The organism is Streptomyces sp. NPDC007095 (assembly GCF_040634475.1).
In the GTDB taxonomy this organism is placed as follows: Bacteria; Actinomycetota; Actinomycetes; order Streptomycetales; family Streptomycetaceae; genus Streptomyces.
In genome coordinates, this window is the sequence record NZ_JBEYFS010000031.1 from 1 (window position 1) to 2,984 (window position 2,984).

General features: G+C 69.7%; 3 protein-coding genes. All 3 read right to left on the reverse strand.

What is annotated here, in order from left to right; genetic code table 11:
• Nucleotides 1-683: 683 nt before the first annotated feature.
• The 3 genes from ABZ656_RS13360 to ABZ656_RS13370 all read right to left on the reverse strand — a co-directional run bounded on the left by ABZ656_RS13360 (nucleotide 684) and on the right by ABZ656_RS13370 (nucleotide 2,812).
• A complete protein-coding gene (locus tag ABZ656_RS13360) occupies nucleotides 684-1,010 on the reverse strand; it encodes a hypothetical protein (RefSeq protein ID WP_101404468.1) in 327 nt (108 codons plus the stop codon).
• A gap of 102 nt (nucleotides 1,011-1,112) precedes the next feature.
• Nucleotides 1,113-1,886: a TetR/AcrR family transcriptional regulator gene (locus ABZ656_RS13365; protein WP_101404467.1), complete on the reverse strand. Its 774-nt coding sequence runs from the start codon at nucleotides 1,884-1,886 to the stop codon at nucleotides 1,113-1,115.
• On the reverse strand, nucleotides 1,883-2,812 hold the full coding sequence (locus ABZ656_RS13370) for an SDR family NAD(P)-dependent oxidoreductase (RefSeq protein ID WP_360267506.1): 930 nt from the start codon (nucleotides 2,810-2,812) through the stop codon (nucleotides 1,883-1,885). The genes ABZ656_RS13365 and ABZ656_RS13370 overlap by 4 nt, the downstream gene beginning before the upstream one ends.
• Between the last annotated feature and the right edge of the window lie 172 nt (nucleotides 2,813-2,984).

The window sequence follows — 2,984 nt, forward strand, 5'->3', positions numbered from 1 at the left end:
CCCTCGTACTGGACGTACTTGGGTCTGTGCCTGGTGCGGTGAGAGTGCGTGCATGGCGTCGCGGGGCAGACGGGAATTTGACGACAGGGCCTAGCCCCCATCTCGCACTGGCGAGGCAAATAGTCTCAGGCATTCCCCCCTCATGTAAGGGGGATGCCTGAACTACAACGATGGGCTTGTTCAAAGCCCTGTTGGCTGCGGAGAAGAGAAGCACTTTGGCGGAGACAGCGCAGAATCCGGCTTGGACAGGGGGTATTGGACGTGCCGGCATCATGGCGCAACCCGTGTACTCCGCAGAGGGAGATCACCGGCAGGGGATCTCCCTGCCCACGGCTGGTTCCCGCCCGATGGCGTGAACGCCTTGGTGGACTCGGCCTCCTCCAGCGGGATTCCGTTCATGTGCGACTGCCTCCGCCACACGCATCTTCGAGGGCTGCCGTGATCTCCGGCGAGTTCCTGATCTGGACCCTGTGGCGGTAGGCCCCGCCCACGGCAGCCGCGCCTTCGAAATCGTTGGTCGGTGAGGCTGGACGGACATCGCACGCCTTGCCACGACGACGGGCACCTGCGTGGTCACCGGTCCCCCGCCCCGCGCCCGCACTCCGCCGACATCGGCTTCCCGCCCTTCGACGTCCTTCTCCGGGCGCTCAGGAGCAACAACAACGGCTCGACCGCCCCTCGGCTCACTGGCCGAGGGCCAGCAGCGTCACCATGAGGAGGGCCAGTACACCCAGGCCGATTCCGCCCGCCTTCGCGCCACCCCGGGGGAGGAAGATCGCGGCGACCGTCACCAGCGTGGTGAGCGGTACGCCGAACCGGGCGACCAGCATGAGCGCGTTCGCGAACTCGGGTGTGCGGACGCCGTCCTCGCAGGTGTCGCAGGCGATGGCGAGGAGCGGGCCGAAGGTGGAGACCAGGCCTCCGGTGATGAGTACCAGCATCGCCAGGACGGTCAGGCCGGCCCGGTCGAGGGGAGTGCGCCGGGAGCCGGTGGTGTTGGTGTTCGCCATGCGGCCGACGGTACGGAGGACCGTGTTCGGGCGGCATCCGCCGTCGTACTCAGGTTGCCGCGAGGTCGCGACCTGTCGTGGCCCGTAGTGGCCTGAGTACGGCTACTCCGGTGTCGTGTTGGAGAGGCGGTCCAGCCACTCGCCCAGAAGGGCGGACTCGCCCGGGGTGAAGTCCGGCCTCGGGGTCTGGCGGACGAGGGCGGCGAGGTGGGTGGCGGTGGCGGGGAGTACGTCTTCCGCTTTCGCTTCCTCGTCGCCGGCGGACACGGTCTCCGGCCCCGTCGCCTCCGGGGTGAAGACCACCGCGTGCACCGCGTCCCGTATCCGCCGGGAGAGCGTCTCGTCCGTGAAGGTCGTCGGGCGGGAGACCAGCATCAGGGAGACGCCGACGTTGGCGGACATGATCATCTGTGCGGCGAGTTCGGGGGCCAGGCGCAGCTTGCCCTGTTCGGCCGCGCGCCGGAGGTCCGCGGTGAGGATGCGGTGGGACTCCAGGGCGGCAGCCGGCGGTGTGCGCATCGCCGGGGAGTTCATCAGGCGGTACAGGTTCGGGTTGCGCAGGGCGAACTCGACGTGGGTGTCCCAGCCGTCACGCAGGTCCTGTATGGGGTCCGTGCCGGGCCTGCGGCTGCGCTTGGTCGTCAGGTACTTCTCGTACCCGTGGTCGACCACCGCCGACAGCAGGCCCTCCTTGTCTCCGAAGTGGCGGTAGAGGGCCGGGGCGCCGACCCCTGCCGCCTCGCAGACCGCCCGGGTGGAGACGTCCCCGTCGGGGGAGTTCGCCACCAGCTCGGCCGCCACTTCGAGGATGCGCTCTTTCGTACTGCTCACGGACGTACTCACGGTAGCGACGTTATCCGAGTCGTCCGAGGTCATGCCGTCCCCTTCTGCGCTACGGGGGACAACAGGTCCGCCAGGCCGATCCGGGTCAGGAACTCGGCGCGGACACGGTCCGCGACCACGCTGACCTCCTGCGAACCGTCGTCCGCCGGGTCGACGTGCACCCGGAAGGGACGCTTCCCGTGCGGGGTGTCCACCACGTCGACGATGGCGTCGGCGACGAGCGACACGTCCGCGTCTGGCGGTGTGAGGGCCGCCAGGCGTCCGGCGACCTGGTCCATCAGGCCCGCGTAGTGCTCCTCGTAGGCGGGCAGCACGGTCCGTTCGGAGGGGTGGCCACCGCTCGCGAAGTGGTTCGTGCCCGAGGTGAACGCGCCCGGCACCACGATCGTCGTCTCGATGCCGAAGCGGGCAAGCTCGGCGGCGTACGACACGGCGAGCGCGTCCATCGCGGCCTTGGCGGCGAAGTACGGCGCCAGGTACGGCGGGGTGCCGCCGCGCGTGGAGGTGGAGCCGACCCACAGCAGCAGGCCGTGGCCCTGGGCCCGCAGGTGCGGCAGCGCGGCCCGGTTGACCCGCTGGGTGCCCAGCACGTTCGTGTCGTGGACCGCGGCCAGTTCGGCGGGCGTGAAGGCCTCCGTCGGGCCGGTCACCATGTGCCCGGCGTTGTGGACGAGGACGTCCAGCCGGCCGGCCCCCGCCAGCACCGTGGCGATCGCCGTGTCCGCCGACTCCTGGGAGAGGACGTCGAGTTCGACCGTACGGAGGTCCACCGCGTGCTCTGCGGCGTACGCCTCGGCCTCCGCGACCCGGGCCGCGTTGCGCCCGCCGGTGTCCCGCATCGCGGCGTACACCGTGTGCCCGGCGCGGGCGAGGGCACGGGCGGACAGCGCGCCGAAGCCGGATCCGGCCCCTGTGATGACGATCGTCTTGCGCGGAACAGCGTCCATGACCGAATCCATGGCTGAACTCCTTTTGAGTCGGGGGATGTCGACTCGTGGCAGGTCGACTCGTGGCAGGTTGACTCGTGGCAGGTTGACTCGTGGCAGGTCGACTCGTGGCAGGTTGACTCGTGGCAGGTTGACTCGTGGCAGGTCGACTCGTGGCAGCTCGACTCGTGGCAGCTCGACACGT